This is a genomic window from Sanguibacter antarcticus (assembly GCF_002564005.1).
Classification (GTDB): Bacteria; Actinomycetota; Actinomycetes; order Actinomycetales; family Cellulomonadaceae; genus Sanguibacter; species Sanguibacter antarcticus.
In genome coordinates this window covers 600,776-620,713 of the sequence record NZ_PDJG01000001.1, presented here as the reverse complement: position 1 = coordinate 620,713, position 19,938 = coordinate 600,776, and the positions used below count along the sequence as shown (strand labels likewise).

At 69.8% G+C, this 19,938-nt stretch carries 19 protein-coding genes and 2 tRNA genes; 8 read left to right on the top strand and 13 right to left on the bottom strand.

The features are described 5' to 3' along the window. Positions 1 to 48: 48 nt before the first annotated feature. Positions 49 to 588, top strand: coding sequence for a DUF3515 family protein (locus tag ATL42_RS02745; RefSeq protein ID WP_245862038.1), 540 nt, complete (start codon positions 49 to 51; stop codon positions 586 to 588). Positions 589 to 630: 42 nt separating this feature from the next. Here the strand turns inward: ATL42_RS02745 and ATL42_RS02740 are convergent, their stop codons facing one another. After that, on the bottom strand, positions 631 to 1,806 hold the full coding sequence (locus tag ATL42_RS02740; protein ID WP_098454039.1) for a D-alanine--D-alanine ligase family protein: 1,176 nt from the start codon (positions 1,804 to 1,806) through the stop codon (positions 631 to 633). A 41-nt stretch (positions 1,807 to 1,847) separates the two neighbouring features. Here ATL42_RS02740 and ATL42_RS02735 point away from each other — a divergent pair, with 41 nt between their 5' ends. Further along, a complete protein-coding gene (locus ATL42_RS02735) occupies positions 1,848 to 3,062 on the top strand; it encodes a trans-sulfuration enzyme family protein (protein WP_098454038.1) in 1,215 nt (404 codons plus the stop codon). A gap of 120 nt (positions 3,063 to 3,182) precedes the next feature. Further along, on the top strand, positions 3,183 to 3,887 hold the full coding sequence (locus ATL42_RS02730; RefSeq protein ID WP_211281768.1) for an AMIN-like domain-containing (lipo)protein: 705 nt from the start codon (positions 3,183 to 3,185) through the stop codon (positions 3,885 to 3,887). 4 nt (positions 3,888 to 3,891) lie between these two features. Here ATL42_RS02730 and ATL42_RS02725 read toward each other — a convergent pair whose 3' ends face one another. The 5 genes from ATL42_RS02725 to leuC form a co-directional block, all read right to left on the bottom strand. Further along, positions 3,892 to 4,890: an NAD(P)H-dependent glycerol-3-phosphate dehydrogenase gene (locus tag ATL42_RS02725; protein WP_098454036.1), complete on the bottom strand. Its 999-nt coding sequence runs from the start codon at positions 4,888 to 4,890 to the stop codon at positions 3,892 to 3,894. After that, positions 4,887 to 5,723 (bottom strand): lysophospholipid acyltransferase family protein, encoded by an 837-nt coding sequence (locus ATL42_RS02720; RefSeq protein ID WP_342748088.1) that lies wholly within the window; start codon positions 5,721 to 5,723, stop codon positions 4,887 to 4,889. Before ATL42_RS02720 ends, ATL42_RS02725 begins: the two co-directional genes overlap by 4 nt. Positions 5,724 to 5,798: 75 nt before the next feature. After that, on the bottom strand, positions 5,799 to 7,115 hold the full coding sequence (gene murA, locus ATL42_RS02715) for a UDP-N-acetylglucosamine 1-carboxyvinyltransferase (RefSeq protein ID WP_098454034.1): 1,317 nt from the start codon (positions 7,113 to 7,115) through the stop codon (positions 5,799 to 5,801). Between the two features lie 135 nt (positions 7,116 to 7,250). Continuing rightward, the gene (gene leuD / locus ATL42_RS02710) at positions 7,251 to 7,886 is read right to left on the bottom strand and encodes a 3-isopropylmalate dehydratase small subunit (RefSeq protein WP_098454033.1); all 636 of its coding nucleotides are present in this window, start codon (positions 7,884 to 7,886) and stop codon (positions 7,251 to 7,253) included. A gap of 35 nt (positions 7,887 to 7,921) precedes the next feature. Next, positions 7,922 to 9,361 (bottom strand): 3-isopropylmalate dehydratase large subunit, encoded by a 1,440-nt coding sequence (leuC, locus tag ATL42_RS02705; RefSeq protein WP_098454032.1) that lies wholly within the window; start codon positions 9,359 to 9,361, stop codon positions 7,922 to 7,924. Between the two features lie 110 nt (positions 9,362 to 9,471). On the opposite strand from leuC, the gene ATL42_RS02700 reads away from it, so the two are divergent. Beyond that, positions 9,472 to 10,191 carry an IclR family transcriptional regulator gene (locus tag ATL42_RS02700; protein WP_012866122.1) on the top strand — a complete coding sequence of 240 codons (720 nt, stop codon included), beginning with the start codon at positions 9,472 to 9,474 and terminating at the stop codon, positions 10,189 to 10,191. Positions 10,192 to 10,326: 135 nt separating this feature from the next. Here the strand turns inward: ATL42_RS02700 and ATL42_RS02695 are convergent. After that, a tRNA-Glu gene (locus tag ATL42_RS02695) sits at positions 10,327 to 10,399 on the bottom strand. 108 nt (positions 10,400 to 10,507) lie between these two features. Then, positions 10,508 to 10,579 (bottom strand) — tRNA-Gln (locus tag ATL42_RS02690). Positions 10,580 to 10,741: 162 nt separating this feature from the next. On the opposite strand from ATL42_RS02690, the gene ATL42_RS02685 reads away from it, so the two are divergent. After that, positions 10,742 to 11,560, top strand: coding sequence for a class I SAM-dependent methyltransferase (locus tag ATL42_RS02685; RefSeq protein WP_098454031.1), 819 nt, complete (start codon positions 10,742 to 10,744; stop codon positions 11,558 to 11,560). Between the two features lie 63 nt (positions 11,561 to 11,623). Here ATL42_RS02685 and ATL42_RS02680 read toward each other — a convergent pair whose 3' ends face one another. Continuing rightward, entirely contained in the window at positions 11,624 to 12,700 is a 1,077-nt protein-coding gene (locus ATL42_RS02680; protein WP_098454030.1) for a YeiH family protein, read from the bottom strand. A 70-nt stretch (positions 12,701 to 12,770) separates the two neighbouring features. Here ATL42_RS02680 and ATL42_RS02675 point away from each other — a divergent pair, with 70 nt between their 5' ends. Then, on the top strand, positions 12,771 to 13,718 hold the full coding sequence (locus tag ATL42_RS02675; RefSeq protein ID WP_098454029.1) for a LysR family transcriptional regulator: 948 nt from the start codon (positions 12,771 to 12,773) through the stop codon (positions 13,716 to 13,718). A 42-nt stretch (positions 13,719 to 13,760) separates the two neighbouring features. Here the strand turns inward: ATL42_RS02675 and ATL42_RS02670 are convergent, their stop codons facing one another. The 4 genes from ATL42_RS02670 to ATL42_RS02655 form a co-directional block, all read right to left on the bottom strand. Further along, on the bottom strand, positions 13,761 to 14,534 hold the full coding sequence (locus tag ATL42_RS02670; protein ID WP_245862035.1) for an HAD family hydrolase: 774 nt from the start codon (positions 14,532 to 14,534) through the stop codon (positions 13,761 to 13,763). Further along, positions 14,531 to 16,054: a glutamate--tRNA ligase gene (gene gltX / locus ATL42_RS02665; protein WP_098456275.1), complete on the bottom strand. Its 1,524-nt coding sequence runs from the start codon at positions 16,052 to 16,054 to the stop codon at positions 14,531 to 14,533. Before gltX ends, ATL42_RS02670 begins: the two co-directional genes overlap by 4 nt. 107 nt (positions 16,055 to 16,161) lie before the next feature. Next, positions 16,162 to 16,953, bottom strand: coding sequence for a fumarylacetoacetate hydrolase family protein (locus ATL42_RS02660; RefSeq protein ID WP_098454028.1), 792 nt, complete (start codon positions 16,951 to 16,953; stop codon positions 16,162 to 16,164). Positions 16,954 to 16,990: 37 nt separating this feature from the next. Beyond that, positions 16,991 to 17,887: a methyltransferase domain-containing protein gene (locus tag ATL42_RS02655; RefSeq protein WP_098454027.1), complete on the bottom strand. Its 897-nt coding sequence runs from the start codon at positions 17,885 to 17,887 to the stop codon at positions 16,991 to 16,993. Positions 17,888 to 17,999: 112 nt separating this feature from the next. On the opposite strand from ATL42_RS02655, the gene ATL42_RS02650 reads away from it, so the two are divergent. Then, positions 18,000 to 18,983: an aldo/keto reductase gene (locus tag ATL42_RS02650; RefSeq protein WP_098454026.1), complete on the top strand. Its 984-nt coding sequence runs from the start codon at positions 18,000 to 18,002 to the stop codon at positions 18,981 to 18,983. 26 nt (positions 18,984 to 19,009) lie between these two features. Then, entirely contained in the window at positions 19,010 to 19,933 is a 924-nt protein-coding gene (locus tag ATL42_RS02645; RefSeq protein ID WP_245862032.1) for a 3-methyladenine DNA glycosylase, read from the top strand. The last annotated feature ends 5 nt before the right edge of the window (positions 19,934 to 19,938 follow it).

The following is a 19,938-nucleotide window of genomic DNA, read 5'->3' as shown; positions in this document are numbered from 1 at the left end:
CTCGCGGCGGCGACCGACGACGACCGCCACCGACGATAGTCTGGGCACGTGCTCCTCCGCCGGTCTCGTCATGCCCCCGTCCCGCCGTCTGTCGCCTCGCCCTCGTCAGGCAGGCCGGCCACGTGGCGCGTCGGCGTGCTCGCCGCAACCACCGCGCTCGTCGTCTCAGGGTGCGTGCCGACCATCAACGTCACGGCGGCCGACGCTGCAGGCGACCCGCTGTGCGCGCGGGTCGTGCTCGCCGTCCCGGAGACGGTGCTCGGGCAGCCGAAGGTGCGTGCGACCGGACAAGCCACGGCCGCGTGGGGCGAGGCCGGCGCAGCGATCACCCTGACCTGTGGTGTCGAGGTCCCCCCACCGACGACGGAAGAGTGCGAGTCGATCCAGGTGGTCTCCGGAGGAGTCGAGCAGACGTTCGACTGGATCACCACGAAGGACGACAACGGCTGGACCTACGTGAGCTTCGGTCGCGACCCGGCCGTGGCTGTCCAGGTCCCCACCGCCCTCGGCCTGGGTCAGCCGACCGCGGCGCTCATCGACCTCGCAGGTGCCATCAGCCAGGTCGAGACAACCCGCACGTGCCTCTGACCTGCTCGTGCGGCAGGCGTCTGGTCGACGACCGACGACAGGTCAGCGCAGACCGGTCGACCGCTCGAGGGCGAGCTCCAGCAGCTCGGTGATGAGGTCCGGATAGCTCAGCCCCGTCGCCTCCCACATCCTGGGGTACATCGAGAACGGGGTGAATCCAGGCATCGTGTTGATCTCGTTGACGACGACGTCCCCCGTCCCGGTGACGAACACGTCGACGCGTGACAACCCCTCGCCTGCGACGGCTTCGAAGGTTCGTACCGCGATGTCACGCACGGCGTCGATCGTCTCCTGCGGAAGGTCCGCAGGGCACGTGAGGACGACGCTCTGCTCGCTGAGGTACTTGGCCTCGAAGTCGTAGAAGCCGTGGGCGGCGTCTGTGACCTCGATCTCCCCCGGCAGCGAGGCTCGGGCCCGCTGGCCCGCCCGTCCGCCGAGCACGGCGCACTCGATCTCACGACCGACGACGCCTGCCTCGACGATGACCTTGGGGTCGTGACGCTGGGCTTCCGCGATCGCGGCCGGCAGGTCAGCGAGGTCGGTCACCTTGGAGATCCCGAGGCTCGATCCTGCACGCGCCGGCTTGACGAACACCGGGAGGCCGAGGTCCGCGACCGCGTCCGTCCACTCCTGCTCACGGCCTTCCCACTCCCCCGCCCGGATGACCGTGAACGGGGAGACCGGCAGCCCCTGCCCTGCGAGCACGAGCTTCATGAAGTGCTTGTCCATGCCGACAGCCGATGCGAGGACGCCTGCTCCGACGTACCGGACATCGACCATCTCGAGCATTCCCTGGACTGTCCCGTCCTCGCCGAACGGCCCGTGCAGGAGCGGGAAGACGACGTCGACCTGTCCCAGGACGCTCGGCAGGCTCCCGGGCTCGAGGACCCGGAGCGCGTTCTGGTCGAGGGACAGCGGAAGGATCACCTCGTTGTCGGCCTCCGCCACCTCAGGGAGGTGCCCCTCTCGGATCTCCCATCCTTCAGGGTCGTCGGCAGCCAGCACCCACTTCCCACGACGGGTGATCCCGACCGGGATCACGTCGAAGCGGTCACGATCGATCGCACGCATCACTCCGGCAGCCGTGGCGCAGGAGATGACGTGCTCGCCGGAGCGGCCACCGAAGAGCAGGACCACCCTCGGCTTCGTCGTGCGGACGAGGCGTGGGGCGCCGTGGTCGGGGTCAGCGTGCGGCTGGGGCGCGGGCTCGGTAGACATCGGGTGAGACTTTACCGGAGTCGGGGAATAGGCTCGGCGCCATGAAGAACGCATCCCACGGCGACACGGCCGACACCACCGGAACAGTCGCCGACCTCACGCGAGCGACGCTCGCCGTCACCGCCGGCCGCCCTGCTCGTACCCAGGGCGCTCCGGTGAACCCACCTGTGGTGCTCTCCTCGACCTACCACTCGGAAGGTACCCCCGGCCCCGGCGAGAAGCTCTACACCCGGATCGACACCGAGACCTGGGCTCCCTTCGAGGACGCCGTCGCCGCCCTCGAGTCGGCGTCGGAGAGCGGCGTCGTGTTCGGGTCGGGCATGGCCGCGATCGCTGCAGTCATGTCTTTCGTCCCCGACGGTGGGCGTCTCGTCGTGCCACGGCACGCGTACCAGGTGACGCTCGGTTTCGCTGACGACCTCGCCGCGCGGCACGGCGTCACAGTCGTCCGTGTCGACGTCGCCGACACGGCCGCGACCATCGCCCAGCTCGAGGGCGCTGACCTCGTCTGGATCGAGTCCCCGACGAACCCGATGCTCGAGGTGGCAGACCTGCCTGCGCTCATCGACGCCGCCCACGCAGCCGGCGCGCTGGTCGCTGTCGACAACACCTTCGCTACGCCGCTCGTGCAGCGGCCGCTCGAGGCCGGCGCGGACGTCGTCGTCCACTCCGTGACAAAGTACCTCGCGGGGCACTCCGACGTGGTGCTCGGGATCGCGGTCTCCAGCTCAGCCCACCTCACCAGCCTCCTGCGCGCGTACCGGACGCTGCACGGCGCGATCGCCGGCCCGTGGGAGGTGTGGCTCGCGCTCCGCGGACTGCGGACCCTCGCGCTGCGGGTGGAGCGCGCGCAGTCCAACGCTGCGGAGATCGCCCGCCGGCTCGCCGCCCACCCAGCGGTCGCCGAGGTCCGGCACCCGAGCCTGCCCGACGACCCGGGGCACGAGGTCGCAGCACGCACGATGGACGGCTTCGGCGCCATCATCGGGCTCCGGCCGCACGGCGGGCGCGAGGCGGCCGACGCAGTCGTCCAGGCCGTCCACCTGTGGGTGCCCGCCACGAGCCTCGGCGGCGTCGAGTCCAGCCTAGAGCGGCGGCGACGGTTCGCGACCGAGTCCCTCACCGTTCCCGAGGACCTCGTCCGCCTCAGCGTCGGGGTGGAGGACATCGACGACCTGTGGGCAGACCTCGACCAGGCACTGGTGCGCTCGACCCAGACCCCGCAGACCTCCGCCGAGACGACGCCTGACGCCTGACGCGCGACCGCTGCGCGATCGTTCTCGGTTCGAGACTCATCCGCGACCCCGGCTCGCGGCCATCGCCGTAGTCTCGAGAGAGCGACGTCCGCAGGGGGCGACGAGACGAGCGGAGGCACCATGAAGGCACGAGCATCGACAGGCGCACCAGGCTCGCGACGGCATCCGATGCGACCTGCGCTCGCAGCACTTGTCGCCGCCACGGTCAGCGGTTCGTCGCTCGCAGCGTGCTCGAGCGACGAACCGGTGCCCGTGGTCTCCAGCTCGACGACCTCGCCCGACGAGGCCACCGTCTCCCCGTCCGAGACCTCCGAGCCGACTGTGCTCTCGACCGAGACACCGGACGACGCGAGCACCGCGGACGCTCCGGCGTTCCCCGCCGACACATCACCGGACACCGCCGACCCGTCGCAAGACGCCATGCTCACCGTGACCGACGTCAGGATCGGACGGCACGACGGCTTCGACAGGGTCGTGTACGAGATGGGTGGGACAGGCACGCCCGGATGGACGGTCCAGTACGTCGACGAGGCCATCCAGGACGGCAGCGGGACCGTCATCGACCTCGCGGGCGACGGCACCCTCAAGGTGCTCATCAGCGGGAGCGCCTATCCCATGGACAGCGGCGCAGAACCCTTCGAGAGCTCGGGGCCGGTTACCGGTGCCGGAACCGTCACGGTCACCGAGGCACGGGGGTGGAGCGTCTTCGAGGGGCTCACGGACGCGTTCATCGGCCTCGAGAGCCCGGGACACCCGTTCCGGGTGTACCTCCTGGAGTCTCCGGTCCGCGTGGTCGTCGACGTCGCCGACGAGACCTCGTCCTGACCGGCTAGAGTCCTTCGGCCTTCTGCGGCCTGGCGAGGAGCCCCCGCGCCATCTCGACGACCGGCAGCCCCTCGTGCAGCACCGCGACCACGGCGGCGGTGATCGGCATCTCGACACCGACCGACCGTGCGAGCTCGAGGACAGAGCGGCACGACTTCACGCCCTCGGCCGTCCCGCCGGTAGCCACGATCGCGTCGTCGAGAGTCATGCCCTGGCCGACGTGCTTTCCGAGCGTGTGGTTGCGCGAGTTCGGCGAGGCGCACGTCGCCATGAGGTCGCCCATGCCGGCCATGCCTTGGAAGGTCTCAGCGTCTGCTCCGAGCGCGAGCCCGAGCCGCGCGATCTCCGCGAGCCCGCGGGTGATGACCGTCGCGGTCGTGTTGAAGCCGAAGCCACGCCCCTGGGCCATGCCCACCGCGAGAGCGATGACGTTCTTGACGGCCCCGCAGAGCTCGACCCCGACGACGTCGGAGTTCGTGTAGGGACGGAAGTAGCCAGACGAGCAGGCCTGGGCGACGAGAGCCGCCGTCTGAGGATCGATCGACGAGACGACCGTCGCCGTCGGCTGCCGCAGCGCGATCTCTCCAGCGAGGTTGGGACCCGAGACGACCGCCACGCGACTGTCGTCGATACCGAGCGCGTGCGCGACGACCTCGCTCATCCGTCGGTCTGTGCTCAGCTCGACGCCCTTCATGAGCGAGACGACGACAGCGTGGTCGGGGACGAGGTCACGCAGCGGCTCGAGGGTCGCGCGGGCGCTCTGCGACGGGATGGCCACGACGACGAGGTCGACGCCGTCGAGGGCCTCCCGAACGTCTGTGGTGGCCGTGATCGCGTCGGGCAGGACGATCCCCGGGAGGTACTTGTCGTTGACGTGGTCGGTCGTGATGCGCGCAGCGACTCCGGCATCACGCCCCCAGAGCCGCACGGTGCACCCTGCGTCGGCGAGGACCTGCGCGAACGTCGTGCCCCACGCGCCTGTGCCGAGGACCGCGCCGATCACTGGGTCGGCCTCTCGGTGTCGGTGTCAGCCGCAGCGTCGCCGTCGACATCAAGGACGGCGGGCGCGTCGCCGGCGTCGGCGACGGCCTCGACCTGCTCGCCAGCGACAGCCGTGCGGCGCATGTCGAACCGAACCTCCGGGGCGCTCTCGCCGCGGATCTCCTCGAGGAGCTCCGTGATCGCGACCATGATGCGCTCGGTGGCCTCGCGCAGCACCGAAGTGTCCTGCGGCCGGCCGAGCAGGTCGCTCAGGTCGACAGGTCGACCAGCACGGATGGTCACGCGCTTGCGCGGGAACGGTCGCAGACGCTTCGAGTACTGACCGAGGATGTCCTGCGGTCCCCACTGCGCCACGGGGATGACGGGGACACCGCTCGAGAGGGCGAGACGTGCGGCCCCCGTCTTGCCGGTCATCGGCCACAGGTTCGGGTCTCGCGTGAGCGTGCCTTCGGGGAACACGGCGACACACTCACCGAGCTCCAGCGCACGGACAGCATCAGCGAGCGACGAGGCTGCTCCGACCGTGTTGCGGTGCACCGGGATCATCCCGGTGCTGTCGAGCACCCATCTCAGGACGGGGATCTTCCACAGCGACGCCTTGGCGAGGATCCGCGGGGCACGCGCCGTGTCATAGACGAACTGTGCGAACGTCAACGGGTCGAGATTCGTCATGTGGTTCGCCGCGACGATGAACCCGCCGGACGTCGGGAAGTTCTCGACTCCTCGCCAGTCCCGCTTCGCCACCGCCCAGAGGAAAGGCTTGATGACCCCCGCGACTGTGCGGTAGGTCAGGTTCTTTCCGGCGCCGGTCGGCATCGTTCCCTCAGTTGTCACCGGGATAGGCTACCGCGCGCGCAGACGCCTCCTGCCCGAGGTGGGCACGACGAGGCCGGAGACGCCTGCGCAGGATCAGCTGCGGCTGAACTCCGCACCGAGAGCCTCGAGCTTTTCGGCGAACCGCTCGTAGCCGCGGTCGATGAGCTGGATCCCCTTGACCGTCGAGGTGCCCTTGGCTGCGAGAGCTGCGATGAGGTGGCTGAACCCCCCGCGGAGGTCCGGGACCTCGATCTCGGCGGCGGAGAGGGGTGTGGGGCCAGAGATGACGGCCGAGTGGTAGAAGTTGCGCTGACCGAACCGGCACGGACGCCCACCGAGGCAGTCGCGGTACACCTGGATCGTCGCTCCCATCCCGACGAGCGCGTCCGTGAAACCGAACCTGTTCTCGTAGACCGTCTCGTGGACGATCGACAGACCTGTCGCCTGGGTGAGCGCGACGACGAGCGGCTGCTGCCAGTCGGTCATGAACCCGGGGTGCACGTCGGTCTCGAGGACGATCGACTTCAGCTCACCGCCCGGGTGGAAGAACCGGATGCCGTCGTCGTGCACCTCGAACTCGCCCCCGACCTTGCGGAACGTGTTGAGGAAGGCGGTCATCTCTGGCTGCGTCGCGCCCTTGACGAAGATGTCGCCGCCGGTCGCGAGCGCGGCAGAACCCCACGAGGAGGCCTCGATCCGGTCCCCGAGAGCGGTGTGACGGTAGCCAGAGAGGCGCGCGACGCCCTCGATCCGGATGACCCGGTCGGTGTCGACCGAGATGATGGCACCCATCTTCTGCAAGACGTTGATGAGGTCCATGATCTCAGGCTCGATCGCCGCGTTCGAGAGCTCGGTGATGCCCTCCGCCCGCACGGCCGTGAGCAGGAGCTGCTCGGTGGCGCCGACGCTCGGGTACGGGAGCGTGATCTTCGTCCCGCGCAGACCGTTCGGAGCGGTGAGGTAGATCCCCTGCTCGCGCTTGTCCACCTGGGCGCCGAACTGACGCAGGATGTCCAGGTGGAAGTTGATGGGGCGGTCGCCGATACGACAGCCGCCGAGGTCTGGGATGAAGGCCTCGCCCAGGCGGTGGAGCAGCGGGCCGCAGAAGAGGATCGGGATGCGGCTGGAGCCCGCGTGCGCGTCGATGTCGGCGACGTGCGCCAGCTCGACGTTGCTCGGGTCCATGCGCAAGACCCCGGCGGGCGCGTCGTAGTCGACAGACACGCCGTGGAGCTCCAGCAGCCCTGACACGACGTTCACGTCGCGGATCTCAGGGACGTTGCGCAGCTCGCTCGGCCCGTCGCCCAACAGGCAGGCGACCATCGCCTTCGAGACGAAGTTTTTGGCGCCGCGGACGGTGATGGTTCCGTTCAACGGGTTGCCGCCGTCGACGTAGAGCAGATCAGTCATGACGTTATCGTCGCCTATCGATGGGGTCCGGACCTATTCGATGTGCGGATGCGCACCGTGTCTTCACGCCTGGAACGCGACCGCGAGGTCACCTATTCCTCAGATGACCTCGCGGCAGGCGGAGCAAACGATACGTCAGACCGGCCGTGCTGCAACGATCTCGACGGGTGCCAGGTGCTTCGCGGGGAGCGTCGTGGGCCGCCACTGCGCACGGGTCGTCTCGAACTCGGTGATCTCGTCGGCGTGCTGGAGAGTCAGACCGATGTCGTCGAGGCCCTCCATGAGGCGCCAGCGCGTGTAGTCGTCCAGGTGGATGGGGACGACGACGTCGTCGGCGCTCGCGGTGCGGTCCACGAGGTTCACGGTGACCTCGGTGCCCGGGGTGTTCTCGAGGATCTTCCAGAGGAGCTCGATGTCCTCCTGGGCGACCTGGGCGGCGAGCAGTCCCTGCTTGCCGGAGTTGCCGCGGAAGATGTCAGCGAACCGCGACGAGAGGACGACCTTGAAGCCGTAGTCCTTGAGCGCCCAGACCGCGTGCTCGCGGGACGAGCCTGTGCCGAAGTCGGGACCGGCCACGAGGACAGAGCCGCTCGAGTACGCGGGCTGGTTGAGGATGAATGCCGGGTCCCCTCGCCATGCGGCGAAGAGCGCGTCTTCGAAGCCCGTCCGGGTGACGCGCTTGAGGTAGACGGCGGGGATGATCTGGTCGGTGTCGACGTTGCCGCGGCGCAGCGGCACCCCGACCCCGGTGTGGGTGGTGAACTTCTCCATGAGGGATGACTCCAGGACGTGTGTGCGGTCGGCGATCAGGCGGGCAGGAGGGCGTCGGCGTCGGCCGCGTCCTTCGCGAGGTCGGCAGGCGACGAGAGGGTCCCGCGGATCGCGGTCGCTGCGGCGACGAGAGGCGAGACGAGGTGGGTCCGTCCGCCCTTGCCCTGCCGGCCCTCGAAGTTGCGGTTCGACGTGGATGCGCTCCGCTCCCCGGGTGCCAGCTGGTCCGGGTTCATGCCGAGACACATCGAGCACCCGGCGTTGCGCCACTCGGCACCGAAGTCGAGGAAGATCTTGTCGAGCCCCTCGGCCTCGGCCTGCAGGCGGACGCGAGCCGAGCCGGGGACCACGAGGACGCGCAGCGTGTCGGCCTTCGTCCGCCCCTCGACGATCTCGGCGACAGCCCGCAGGTCTTCGATACGCCCGTTCGTGCACGAGCCGATGAAGACGGTGTCGACCGCGATGTCACGCAGTGGCGTGCCCGGGTTGAGGCCCATGTACTCGATGGCCCGCTCGGCGGAGACGCGCTCGTTCTCGTCGGCGATCTCGGCCGGTACCGGGACGTCGGCCGAGAGCGGCAGGCCCTGACCGGGGTTGGTCCCCCAGGTGACGAAGGGCTCGAGGTCGGTGGCGGCAAGGACGACCTCGGTGTCGAAGACCGCGTCGTCGTCAGAGCGCAGCGTGCGCCAGTACTCGACGGCGGCGTCCCAGTCGGCTCCTTCAGGAGCGTGCGGCCGTCCAGCGAGGTACTCGAAGGTGGTGTCGTCAGGCGCGATCATGCCCGCTCGCGCACCGGCTTCGATCGACATGTTGCAGATCGTCATCCGGCCTTCCATCGAGAGCGCGCGGATCGCTTCGCCGCGGTACTCGAGGACGTAGCCCTGCCCACCGCCGGTGCCGATCTTGGCGATGACCGCGAGGATGATGTCCTTCGCGGTGCTGCCCTCGGGGAGGGCTCCGTCGACCGTGATCGCCATCGTCTTGAACGGCTGCAGCGGGAGCGTCTGGGTGGCGAGGACGTGCTCCACCTCGCTGGTCCCGATACCGAAGGCGAGCGCGCCGAACGCACCGTGGGTCGACGTGTGCGAGTCGCCGCAGACGACGGTGAGGCCCGGCATCGTCAGACCGAGCTGCGGACCGACGACGTGGACGATCCCCTGGTCAGCGTCACCGAGCGAGTGCAGGCGGATGCCGAACTCCTTGGCGTTGTTGCGCAGCGTGTCGATCTGCGTGCGGCTCGTGAGGTCCGCGATCGGCAGGTCGATGTTGAGCGTCGGGGTGTTGTGGTCCTCGGTCGCGATCGTCAGGTCAGGACGGCGCACAGGCCTGCCCGCCAGCCGCAAGCCCTCGAAGGCCTGTGGGCTCGTGACCTCATGGACGAGGTGGAGGTCGATGTAGAGAAGGTCCGGCGAACCGTCGCTCCCTCGGCGCACCAGGTGCGCGTCCCAAACCTTCTCTGCCAGCGTGCCGGCCATCCGTGTTCCTCTCGTGCACGTGCACCCGGTAGGGGGTCCACGGGCGCTCTCGGGGGTGTTTCTCGGTGAGCCTATTTGCGTCTCAGCCTTCGAGACTGCAATATCGACCTATGGACAATTCTAGCGGAGTCGGAGTGCTGGACAAGGCAGCATCCGTTTTGGGTGCTCTCGAAGCCGGACCGGCCACCCTTGCACAGCTCGTCGCAGCAACTCGCCTGGCCCGCCCGACGGCCCATCGACTGGCCGTGGCTCTCGAGCACCACCGGCTCGTCACGCGCGACATGCAGGGACGGTTCGTTCTCGGCCCACGCCTCAACGAGCTGGCGACGGCCGCTGGAGAGGACCGGCTCCTCGCTGCCGCCAACCCTGTGCTGACCGCTCTGCGCGACCATACAGGCGAGAGCGCGCAGCTCTACCGACGCCAGGGGGACCAGCGTATCTGCGTGGCCGCCGCCGAGCGGCCAGTGGGCCTGCGCGACTCGATCCCGGTGGGTGCGACGCTGACGATGCATGCGGGTTCGGCTGCACAGATCCTCCTCGCCTGGGAGGAGCCCGACCGTCTGCACCGCGGGCTCCAGGGGGCGAAGTTCACGGCCACGATCCTCTCGGGCGTCCGTCGCCGCGGATGGGCGCAGTCCGTCTCCGAGCGTGAGGTCGGTGTCGCGTCGGTCTCCGCGCCCGTGCGCGGCCCGTCTGGCCGCATCGTCGCCGCGGTGTCGATCTCCGGCCCCGTCGAGCGCCTGAGCCGTCAGCCCGGCCGCCTGCACGCTGGCTCCGTCGTCGCCGCCGCCAACCGCCTCACCGAGGTGCTGCGCCGCTCGGGCGAGTAGACCTTCGCGTGCGCTGCTCGGGAACCTCCCGACCAGCGCACGCCTGCCGGACGCGCATCGCAGAGCGGACGACGACAGACGACGAAGACGACAGACGACAAAAAAGACCCGGTCAGATGACCGGGTCTTTCGCTGTACCCCCAACGGGATTTGAACCCGTGTTACCGCCGTGAGAGGGCGGCGTCCTAGGCCGCTAGACGATGGGGGCCTATGAACCTGCACCGCTCGCGTTTCGACGAGCTGTACAACTTCCGAGTGAGAACTTTACCTGATGCGACGCTGTGGTCTAGCCACTGCCGAGCAGGCATGCTCTCTGCTGGGGTACCAGGACTCGAACCTAGAATGTCGGTACCAGAAACCGATGTGTTGCCGATTACACCATACCCCACTGGGTATCCCCCTCGTGTGAACCTCGTACATACGAGGCTCGCCCGTGGGCTCCACCGGTCGGAAACGTTACCCGACGGTGGACGATCCTCCAAACCGCGACCACGCGAACCAGGCCCCACGGCACTGGACCTGGCGAAGCACGGCGTGCCACCGTCAGAGGATGACGACCGACAACGAGCCGAGCACCGACCCCTCGTCCGCGACAGAGGCCGGCCTCGACCCCACCTCCTTCCGGGACCGGGCGAGGTCGTTCGACCGCGGAGCCAGCGACTATGCGCTCTCCCGCCCGGGATACCCACCGTCAGCGGTCGCCTGGCTGCTCCCCGACGACGCCGACCCTCGCACCCACGTGCTCGACCTCGCCGCCGGGACGGGGAAGCTCACGGCCAGCCTCGTCGCGCTCGGGCTGCGCGTCACGGCGGTCGAGCCGTCCGACGCGATGCGTGACGAGCTTCACACCACGCTGCCGAGCGTCCATGCGCTCCCTGGGCTCGCCGACGCGATCCCCCTGCCCGATGCGTCGGTCGACGCGGTCGTCGTCGGCCAGGCGTGGCACTGGTTCACCCCCGAGACCGCGGCACCAGAGATCGCCCGCGTCCTGCGACCCGGCGGGCGTCTCGGGCTCGTGTGGAACGTGCGGGACGAAACCGTCGACTGGGTCGACGAGCTCGCCCGGATCATCCACCGTGGAGACACCCTCCCGCCGAGCAGTCACAGCCCCGGGCTCGCGATCGAGGAGCACGGGCCCTTCGAGCCCGCAGAGCACACCACCGTTCCCTGGACCGACCGCACGACGCCCTCCGGGCTCCGCACCCTCGCAGCCTCCCGCAGCTACGTCCTGACCCTGCCCGCCGCCGCTCGCCGGCTGCTGCTCGACGACGTCGACCGGCTCACCTCCCACCATCCTGACCTCGAGGGCCGCACCGAGATCAGCCTGCCGTACCGCGCCGAGTGCTGGCGGACGACCCGGACGTCGTGAGCCGTCGCGACACCGAGAAGGCGGCACCGAGGACGCGGCACCGGGGACGCGGCGCCGAGCCTCTCAGGTGAGGGCGAGCGTCGCCACGAGCCCGACCCCCGCGCAGAGCGTCGAGGCTGCCGCACCCAGCCCCAGAGCCCGCCGTCCGGTCCGGACGAGGCGCACCACGTCGACGTTCGTGCCGAGCGCGAACATCGCTGCGCCGAGGAGCAGGTCGCGGACGACTCCCGTGGCGTCCAGGAGACCCTCCGGGAGCATCCCTGTCGAGCGCAGGACGACAGCACCGAGGAACCCTAGGACGAAGCCCGGGACGATCGTCGGACGCCTCGTCCCCAGGTCCTCGTGCACGGTGCCCGTCCACACGACCGAGGCCATCGCGAGCACGGGCGCGAGCAGGACGACGCGCGCGAGCTTGGCGACGGTCGCGGCAGCGAGCGCAGCGCCCGAGACGACACCGGCGGCGGCGACGACCTGTGCGACCTCCTGGACGCTCGCACCGATCCACAGCCCGGCCTGCGCGTCGGTGAGCCCCAGCACCGACGCGACCGCGGGCAGGACCGCGATCGCGATCGAGCCGTACACGGTCACGAGCGCGAGCGCGGTCCCGAGGGCCTGCTGGTCACCGTCTTCACCGCTCTCCTCCGAGAGCCCGTCCGGCCGTCGCTCGGCGACGACCCCCCGCATCGCGGCGATCGCGGCAGCCCCGCAGATGGAGAACCCGGTGGCGACGTAGAGACGCGTCACCGCCGGGACGCCCATGAGCCTGCCCAAGAACAGCGTCCCGCTGAACGTGCAGGCGACCGTGATCGCGATGACGGTCAGCCCGCGCCAGCCGAGCGCGCTGAGCTGTCCGAGAGAGAGCTCGAGCCCGAGCAGGACCACTCCTGTGCGGAGGATCGTCCGCGCCGTGAGGTCGAGTCCTGGTTGCAGCGCCTGCGGCTGGAGCGGAGACCGTGCGCCGAGGCTCCCGAGGAGCGCGCCGAGCACCATCGCGACGACGAGGGGAGAGACGACCACGCCGACGCTCCTGGCGACCAGGCCCGACGACGCCAGGCTCGCTGCGCTCACGACGAGAGCGAGTCCCACGCCGGGGGCAAGGAGACGGACGCGGAGGGCGAGCGGGATCTCGACGGTGTGCATGCTTCCACCGTGCACTGCCGAACGGCGCCAGCACATCAGGTTCATACGCATGGAGGTATAGCCTCAGGCTATGGATTCAGGACCTGCCGTCGGCCACCCTGCAGCGCTGCTGCCGCGGCGCTCACGAGCGCCGCTCACCGCGCTCGAGGTCCTCGTCGCTGCTGACGCCCACGGCTCGATCAGCGGGGCAGCACGCGCTCTCGGCCTCTCGCAGCCGAGCGCCTCAGCAAGCATGAAGCGCCTCGAACGGACGCTCGGCCTCGAGCTGCTCGCTCGCGGCACCCGCGGGACCCACCTCACCGACGCCGGCAGGGCCGCCGCGACCTGGGCCCGTGAGGTCCTCGACGCCTCGGACAGCTTCGAGCGCGGTGTGACGGCGCTGCGCGACGCACCGTCGCCGCGGGTCCGGCTCGCCGCGAGCATGACGATCGCCGAGTACCTGGCGCCGCGATGGCTCGCTCAGCTGACGCACGACCACGGACGGGTGGACGTCGAGCTCGTCGTGCGCAACTCTCACGACGTCATGGATCTCGTCGTGTCTGGCGACGCCGACCTCGGGTTCGTCGAAGGCACCTCCGTGCGGAGAGGCTTGCGCAGCCGGACGATCGTCCACGACTCCCTCGTCGTGGTCGTCGGCCCCGACCATCCGTGGGCTCATCGCCGGGGGCGTCGTGCGTCGCTCGCCGAGCTCGTCGCAGCGCATCTCGTCGTCCGCGAGGGCGGGTCCGGTACGCGCGAGATCCTCGAACGTGCGCTGCGTGCTGCCGGGACGCTCCTGCCCAGCCACCTGCCGCACCTCGGGTCGACGTCGGCGCTCAAGACCACGGTGCAGTACTCGGACGCGGTCACCGTCCTGTCCCTGCTCGCGGTCGAGGACGACCTCGTCCGGGGATCGCTCGTCCAGATCGACGTCCCGGACCTCGCGCTCGGGAGGTCCCTGCGCATGGTGTGGAAGGACGGCGCCGACATGCCTGCGACCGTCCGGTCGATCGCGGCACTCGTCGCACGGCAGCGCTGACCCGGTCGGTTCGAGCGCTCTCTGAGCACAGACCCCGCGGGGTCAGGGCTCGACGACGAGCGGGACGATCTCCGCCAGCGTCGTCACGACGCGGATCCCCTCCCCCGCCGCCAGGGCCGGGTCCTCGATGTACGAGCCGCCACGCCGGGACCCCGGACGGTCGATCCAGACGGCCTGCAGCCCGGCTGCGAGGGCAGCCCGAGCGTCGAAGTCGAGCTCGTCGCCGACGTAGAGCGTCCGTGAGGGAGCGGTGCCGAGCCGCCGGCACGCCTCGAGGAACACGCGCGGGTCCGGCTTGCCGAACCCCAGGGTGTCGACCCCGACGAGCATCGGGACGTGGGCCAGCCCTGCGCACTCGAGCTTGCGCGTCTGGTAGCCCGACGACGCGTTGGAGAGCGCACCGACCGCGACACCGGCGCCGACGATGGCGTCGATCGCAGCGAGGGCGTCGTCGTGCGGCGTCCAGGCACCCTCGAAAGCCGCCTCGAAGACCGCGTCCCACGCGTCGAACTTTTCCTCGGCGACGGGCTGTCCTCCGAAGGTCTCCTGGAGCTCGTTGGCGCGCAGGTGCCGCTGGCGACGGAACGGGAGGTCTCCGCGCGTGTACGCACGGTAGTGACCACCGGCGTCGCGTCGCCAGACGGCGAGGACCTCGGCGTACTGCTGCGCCGGGACGTGCGGCAGGTAGACCGCAGCGACGGTCGCCATCGCGGTCCCGAACGCAGAGCGCGTGTCGACGAGAGTGTCGTCGATGTCGAAGAGGACCCCGTCGAGATCTCCGCCGACCACGGCTGCCCCGACCTGCTCGGCCGTCACAGGCGTGCGCGCAGCGCCCGCAGCCGCACGAGGGACGCATCCTTGCCGAGGATCTCCATCGACTCGAAGAGCGGCGGAGACACGCGGCGTCCGGTGATCGCCACGCGCAGCGGCGCGAAGGCGAACTTCGGCTTGATACCGAGGCCCTCGACGAGGGTCGCCTTGAGCGCCTCCTGCTGGGCAGCCGGACCGAAGTCGTCCAGCGCAGCGAGCGTCTCGATCGCGGCGTCGAGCACAGCCGGCGCCTCCTCGCGGAGCGAGGCGAGAGCCTCCTCCTCGAACGCCACAGCGTCGTCGGCTGCGAAGAGGAAACCGAGCATGCCGGGAGCCTCGCCGAGGAGCGTCATGCGCTCCTGGACGAGCGGAGCACCCGCGTCGAGCAGACGGCGGTGCGCGTCGTCGAGATCCGTGTACGCGGCTGCCGGGAGCACTCCACCGGCGTGCAGGTACGGCACGAGCCGGTTGCGGAAGTCCTCGCCGCTGAGCAGACGCAGGTGCGTAGCGTTGATCGCCTCGGCCTTCTTGAGGTCGAAGCGCGCAGGGTTGGGCAGGACGTCAGCGACGTCGAACGCGGCGACCATCTCGTCGAGGGTGAAGATGTCGTTGTCCGCAGCGATGCTCCACCCGAGGAGCGCCAGATAGTTGAGGAGGCCCTCGGGGACGAACCCTCGCTCGCGGTGCAGGAACAGGTTGGACGCAGGGTCCCGCTTCGAGAGCTTCTTGTTGCCCTCACCCATGACGTACGGCAGGTGCCCGAACGCGGGGACCACCTTCGCGACGCCGAGCTCGAGCAGCGCCTGATAGAGCACCACCTGGCGCGGGGTAGACGAGAGGAGGTCCTCTCCGCGCAGCACATGGGTGATCTCCATGAGCGCGTCGTCGACCGGGTTGACGAGCGTGTAGAGAGGCTGACCGTTGGCCCGGACGATGACGTAGTCGGGAACCGTCCCCGCCTTGAAGGTCACGTCGCCGCGCACGAGGTCGGTGAACGTCACGTCCTCGTCAGGCATCCGCAGCCGGAGCACGGGCTCGCGCCCCTGGGCACGGAACTCTGCCTTCTGCTCGTCGGTGAGGTCCCGGTCGAAGCCGTCGTAGCCCATGACCTTGGACCGGCCGGCGGCGACGTTGCGCGCCTCGGTCTCCTCCGGAGTCGAGAAGGACTCGTAGGCGTACCCTCCGTCGACGAGCCGCGCGATGACGTCCTGGTAGATGTCACCACGCTGCGACTGGCGGTACGGGCCGTGCGGTCCGCCGACCTCGACACCCTCGTCCCAGTCGAGCCCCAACCACCGCAGGGCGTCGAGGACCTGGCGGTAGCTGTCCTCGGAGTCGCGCTCGGCGTCCGTGTCCTCGATGCGGAACACGAAGGTCCCGCCGACGTGCCGCGCGTACGCCCAGTTGAACAACGCCGTCCGGATGAGGCCGACGTGCGGCGTCCCCGTGGGCGAGGGACAGAACCGGACACGGACGTCGCTGCCGGTCGCCGGGAGCGCACGCGCACCCGGGCTCGGCTGGGACACGACGGGGAGGGACTCTGCAGACACGGACGCACCTGGATTTCGGGATCGGTTTCGGGATCAGTCTCGGGAGGAGCGAGCCGCAGGAGCGGCCCGCCCGGGCTAGGCCGTCAGTCGGTGACGCCGCGCCGGACGACAGGGTTGCTCAGGACGCCGATGCCTTCGACCTCGCACTCGACGCGGTCGCCGGCGACGATCGGGCCGACGCCCGCGGGTGTGCCGGTGAGGATGAGGTCGCCGGGAAGGAGCGTGAACGCCTCAGAGATGTAGGACACGAGGTAGGCGATGTCGAACACGAGATCGCGGGTGTTGCCGTCCTGCCGCGGCTCGCCGTTGACCCGCGAGCTCACACCGAGCTCGTCGGTCGCGAGATCCGTGACGATCCACGGACCGACGGGGCACGACGTGTCGAAGCCCTTGGCCCGGGCCCACTGGTCGTCGGTGCGCTGGGCGTCACGAGCCGTGACGTCGTTCGCGACCGTGTAGCCGAGGATGTGCTTGTGGGCGTTCTCGGGCGTCACATCTTTGGTGAGCCGGCCGATGACGACAGCGAGCTCGGCCTCGTAGCTCACCTCGCTCGTGAAGTCGGGCAGGATGATGGGATCGTCGGGCCCGATGATCGAGGTGTTGGGCTTGAAGAACAGCAACGGGCTGGTCGGGAGGTCGTTTCCCATCTCGGCCGCGTGGTCGGCGTAGTTGCGGCCGACACCCACGACCTTCGAGCGTGGGATGACGGGGGCGAGCAGCCGGACGCCGTCCCCGATCTCGATCCGCTCCCCCGTGGGGTTGACGGGCATGAACAACGGGTCGCCGTTGAGGACGGCGAGGTAGTCCTTGCCGTGCTCGGTCTGCACGAGGCCGAATCGGGGGTCGTCTCCAGTGGTAAATCTCGCGATGCGCACGGGACCAGCCTACGTGTCTCGCGAGGTGGTGCGCCCCTCAGACGCGGGCCAGGACCTCACCGTTGAGGACGCTGAACCAGCCGTCGGGCTGCTCGGACCAGCGCTGCCACTCGTGCGCCAGCTCTTCGAGCAGGACGTCGTCCGCGAGATTGGACTCCTTGGCCTGGCGTGCGAAGTTCGACGCGATACATCGTTCGGCCCACAGCCCGCCCCACCAGCTCCGGGCCTCGGGCGTCGCGTAGCACCAGACGCCAGCCGATGCCGTGAGGTCGTCGGGCACAAAACCCGCCTCCTGGAACCAGCTGAACAGGCGGCGCCCTGCGTCTGCCTGGTATCCGTAGGCCGACGTCACCTCGTGGTACAGCGCGTTCCACTCCGTCAGGCCCGCAGACTCGGGGTACCACGTCATGGCGGCGTAGTCGGCGTCCCGGGCGGCGACGATGCCGCCTGGCTTCGTGACGCGGCGCATCTCGGCGATGGCTGCGACCGGGTCGGAGAGGTGCTGGAGAAGCTGGTGGGCGTGCACCACGTCGAAGGTGTCGTCAGCGAACGGGAGCTGGTAGGCGTTCGCGTGCTCGAACGAGACGTTCCCGAGCCGAGACCCGGCTGCGAGCTCGCGGGCGCTGCGGAGGATCGACGTCGCGGCGTCGACACCGGTCACCTGCCCCGGAGCGACGAGCCGAGCGAGGTCGACGGTGAGCGTCCCCGGTCCGCACCCGACGTCGAGGACGCTCATGCCCGGGCGCAGCAGCGGGACGAGGTGGGCCGCGGAGTTCGCGGCGGTGCGCGACCGGTGCGATCGCAGGACAGAGTCGTGGTGGCCGTGGGTGTAGGACTCGGACTCACGGGACTGTTCGCTCCCCAGCGCACCGGTCGGTGCCTGGCGGAGCGACTCGGACTGCGCGGCGGTACGCACCGGGGTCGGCTGGTTCATAGTGCTGACGGTAAGCGCGAGAACGACCCGATGAGACCAGGTTCTCAGATCGTGGTCACACGAACGGCCCACGAGTGGCTGCCCACGACCACCAGGACGTAGGTTCGTGCCCATGACGACCTCTTCTGACCTGCGCCATCTCGGCCGCTCGGGCCTCACCGTGTCCGTGGTTGGCCTCGGCTGCAACAACCTCGGCCGGCCGAACACCGCGACCGAGTCGCTCGACGGGAGCCGGGAGGTCGTCGAGGCTGCGCTCGACGCGGGGATCACGTTCTTCGACGTCGCCGACGTCTACGGCGCGCACCCAGGCCTCTCCGAGGAGCTCCTCGGCAAGGCCCTCGGCTCCCGACGCTCCGAGGTCGTCGTCGCGACGAAGTTCGGCATGGACGCGCGCGGGGCGAACGGACCCGACCTCGGCGCACGCGGCTCACGCCGATACGTCATCGCCTCGGTCGAGGCGTCGCTGCGACGCCTCGGGACCGACTGGATCGACCTGTACCAGCACCACACACCCGACCCGGGGACGCCGATCGAGGAGACGCTCAGCGCCCTCGACGCGCTCGTGACCTCGGGGAAGGTCCGGTACGTCGGGCACTCCAACCGCGCCGGGTGGCAGGTCGCCGAGGCGGAGCACGTCGCGCGTGCGCTCGGCACGGAGCGGTTCGTCTCGAGCCAGAACCACTACAACCTGCTCGACCGGCGGGCCGAGCTCGAGGTGATCCCTGCGTCGAGCGCCTACGGCCTCGGCGTGCTGCCGTACTTCCCCCTCGCGAACGGTCTGCTCACGGGCAAGTACCGGCGCGACGCGGCCCCCGCGGACGGGCGGATCACCCAGTCGAAGCGCCATGTCCTCGACTCGGCGCCGTGGGACACGCTCGAGGCGCTCTCGGGCTTTGCGGCAGCACGCGGGCTCACCGAGGTGCAGGTGGCGTTCTCGTGGCTCGCCGCGCAGCCTACGGTGTCGAGCGTCATCGCCGGGGCGACGCGCGCTGCGCAGGTGCGCGAGAACGCTGCGGCGGTGCACCCGTTGTCGGCCGAGGACCTGGCGGAGATCGATACGATCTTCCCGCAGCCGGGCAAGGTCGCACTCTTCTGACCGCTGCGCACGCGTAGGCTCGGACGATGTCCTCGTCCGTCTCTGACCTCCCGGTGGACGTCCCGTCCTCGACGCGTCTCGAGGCCCGCGAGTGGGTACCTCGCAGCGAGGGTCACGCGTCGCGCGCCGACGCGCTCACGGCCGGGTGGCGGCTGCGTCGCCAGAGCGGCGGGGTCCACGAGATCGACGACTTCCTCTTCACGTACTACGGCACCCGTCCCGCACAGCTGCGGCGCTGGCACCCTGGTGCGGGGGTGACGCTCGGCGGGGACGCCCTCTCGCTCCCAGACCTGGTGGAGCGTGCGGCCTGGCGCTGGCACCGCAGCGGAGACGACGGCTCGGTCTCTCTCGACGTCGACGCGTACCTCGCTGACCGGGGGGCGACCGTCCAGCACGTCCACGCGCTGCTCTCTGCGACCCGAGAACGTCCTGCGAACCTTGCGTGCTTCGGTCTCCACGAGTGGGCGATGGTCTACCGGCAGGCTGCGAGCGCACGGCACTCGCTCCCGCTGAGGCTGGGTGCCGAAGGAACCGACGCTGTCGTCGAGGCGCACCAGATCCGGTGCACGCACTTCGATGCGTTCCGGTTCTTCACCCCGCAGGCCCGTCCGCTCAACCTCCTGCAGCCCACACGCGAGTCGCAGGTCGCGCTCGAGCAGCCTGGGTGCCTGCACGCCACCATGGACCTCTACAAGTGGGTCTCCAAGCTCGGGCCTGCGGCTCCGGGCGACCTCGTCCTCGACTGCTTCGAGCTGACGCGCGACGTCCGGACCCTCGATATGCAGGCGTCCCCCTACGACGTGTCCAGCCTCGGTGAGGGGGCTGTCCGGATCGAGACTCCTGAGGGGCGTGCGGAGTATGCCCGCCGCCAGCGTGCCTTCGCCGGGCAGGCGAGCCACCTGCGCGACGAGATCATCGAGGTCTGCGAGCGGCTGGGCGCCGGGCGCTGAGCAAG

Coding starts and splice junctions, on each gene's coding strand:
- ATL42_RS02685 (WP_098454031.1), top strand. CDS start 10,742: ATGACGACCGACAACGAGCCGAGCACCGACCCCTCGTCCGCGACAGAG.
- ATL42_RS02730 (WP_211281768.1), top strand. CDS start 3,183: ATGAAGGCACGAGCATCGACAGGCGCACCAGGCTCGCGACGGCATCCG.
- ATL42_RS02680 (WP_098454030.1), bottom strand. CDS start 12,700: ATGCACACCGTCGAGATCCCGCTCGCCCTCCGCGTCCGTCTCCTTGCC.
- leuC (WP_098454032.1), bottom strand. CDS start 9,361: ATGGCCGGCACGCTGGCAGAGAAGGTTTGGGACGCGCACCTGGTGCGC.
- ATL42_RS02700 (WP_012866122.1), top strand. CDS start 9,472: ATGGACAATTCTAGCGGAGTCGGAGTGCTGGACAAGGCAGCATCCGTT.
- murA (WP_098454034.1), bottom strand. CDS start 7,115: ATGACTGATCTGCTCTACGTCGACGGCGGCAACCCGTTGAACGGAACC.
- ATL42_RS02645 (WP_245862032.1), top strand. CDS start 19,010: ATGTCCTCGTCCGTCTCTGACCTCCCGGTGGACGTCCCGTCCTCGACG.
- ATL42_RS02735 (WP_098454038.1), top strand. CDS start 1,848: ATGAAGAACGCATCCCACGGCGACACGGCCGACACCACCGGAACAGTC.
- ATL42_RS02650 (WP_098454026.1), top strand. CDS start 18,000: ATGACGACCTCTTCTGACCTGCGCCATCTCGGCCGCTCGGGCCTCACC.
- ATL42_RS02740 (WP_098454039.1), bottom strand. CDS start 1,806: ATGTCTACCGAGCCCGCGCCCCAGCCGCACGCTGACCCCGACCACGGC.
- ATL42_RS02655 (WP_098454027.1), bottom strand. CDS start 17,887: ATGAACCAGCCGACCCCGGTGCGTACCGCCGCGCAGTCCGAGTCGCTC.
- ATL42_RS02675 (WP_098454029.1), top strand. CDS start 12,771: ATGGATTCAGGACCTGCCGTCGGCCACCCTGCAGCGCTGCTGCCGCGG.
- leuD (WP_098454033.1), bottom strand. CDS start 7,886: ATGGAGAAGTTCACCACCCACACCGGGGTCGGGGTGCCGCTGCGCCGC.